We start from the raw sequence: 1,245 nt of genomic DNA, 5'->3' as shown, positions 1-1,245 counted from the left end.
CGAGTACCCCATGTGCCACACCACGAACCCGGAGAACCCGGCGGCCACCAGCATCGGGAAGTGCAGGACCAGCCCGCGCTCACGGGCCTGCGCCGCGACCTCCTTGGCCAGCAGCGCACCGACCACCAGGCCCAGGCCCCACGTGATGAGGGAGGCCGCCGCCGCCACCACGAACACGAAGATGTAGGCGGCCAGGGGCGTGCGGGGAATGCTGGCGAGCCTGGCGAGCAGACGGCGCACCGGGCCGGTGTTCGCCAGGATGTGTCCGAGCATGAGCACGAGCGCCATCTGCGTGATGAACGCCAGCAGTCCGGACAGACCGTCACCCCAGCCCACGACGACGTCGGCCGGCCCGGCCGGAGTGAGCAGCAGGCACAGGGCTGCCACCGCGAACGTGAGCACGATGGTGAACACGAGCGAGGACGGGATGAACCGCTCCATCGTCGTGTTCAGCGGGCGCATGGCGCGGCTGAAGAACGTGCCCTCGCGGGCGGTACGGCCCGAGGGTCCGGGTGTGGGCGGACGTGTGGACGTGGCGGACATGAGGCTCCTGTTCAGGGTGAGAGGCCACGGCGAGAGTGATGTGGATCACTCTAGGCGCTCGATCGTCGTGGGCGGGACGTGGGCCGCGTCCCTGGCCGGGAGCTCGCTGACGAGAGTGCCGGCGCGGTCGATCCCCCAGCGGTCGACGACGTCGTGGCCCGGCTCGGCCGGGTCACCCGGAATCTGTACGCGATCGTGGACGAGCTCACCGACAAGGGATGCACCGTGCGGGTCTCGACCGAGTGAGATCACGGTGCCCAGGCCCGGCACTTCCCCCGTAGCCGGACTCATGCTCGGCATCCAGGCCGCATTCGCTGAGTTCGCGCGTCGAAGGATCAAGGAGCGCCAGGCCGAAGGGATCGCCCTGGGGCGTGTTGTTTCCTTCCAAGCGCTGCTGTCGATGGCCCTCGCGTCTCCGCTCTGGTGGAGTACGGCTCTAGAGAGAGGGCCACGCGCTCTCGGCGCATGGCATGACAGGGTCTCAAAGCCAGGGCTCCCCGGGCATGCATGAACAGGCCCGACTCCGGTACTCTTCTTGCATGACTCTTCTGACGGTGGGGGAGGCCGCCGAGCGCCTCAAGGTCTCCGACCGCTATGTGCGGCGTCTCGTCGAGCGCGGTGATGTGCCGGCCCGCCGCCTCGGAGAATCCTGGTTCATCGATGAGCGCGCCCTGGCCCGTCGTGCCCGCAGGGCGCCGGGTA

At 69.1% G+C, this 1,245-nt stretch carries 3 protein-coding genes and 1 pseudogene; 3 read left to right on the top strand and 1 reads right to left on the bottom strand.

Going from position 1 to position 1,245, the window contains the following annotated elements; all coding sequences use genetic code 11:
• A partial coding sequence (locus ACFWJO_RS39890; RefSeq protein WP_386873215.1) for a TIGR00366 family protein occupies positions 1-543 on the bottom strand: 543 nt, incomplete at its 3' end.
• Positions 544-621: 78 nt separating this feature from the next.
• On the opposite strand from ACFWJO_RS39890, the gene ACFWJO_RS39885 reads away from it, so the two are divergent.
• The 3 genes and pseudogenes from ACFWJO_RS39885 to ACFWJO_RS39875 form a co-directional block, all read left to right on the top strand.
• Positions 622-789 (top strand): hypothetical protein, encoded by a 168-nt coding sequence (locus ACFWJO_RS39885; protein WP_186315055.1) that lies wholly within the window; start codon positions 622-624, stop codon positions 787-789.
• Between the two features lie 25 nt (positions 790-814).
• Positions 815-916, top strand: a pseudogene (locus ACFWJO_RS39880) (recombinase family protein); the annotation flags it as partial.
• Between the two features lie 97 nt (positions 917-1,013).
• Positions 1,014-1,245, top strand: a 232-nt coding sequence (locus ACFWJO_RS39875; RefSeq protein WP_386873213.1) for a helix-turn-helix domain-containing protein, incomplete at its 3' end; no start/stop codon positions are given.

Origin of the sequence: Streptomyces sp. NPDC127092 (genome assembly GCF_042722475.1) — a bacterium.
Taxonomy (GTDB): domain Bacteria; phylum Actinomycetota; class Actinomycetes; order Streptomycetales; family Streptomycetaceae; genus Streptomyces.
Note: the sequence above shows the minus strand (reverse complement) of the source record. Positions and strands in the feature narration are given on the sequence as shown.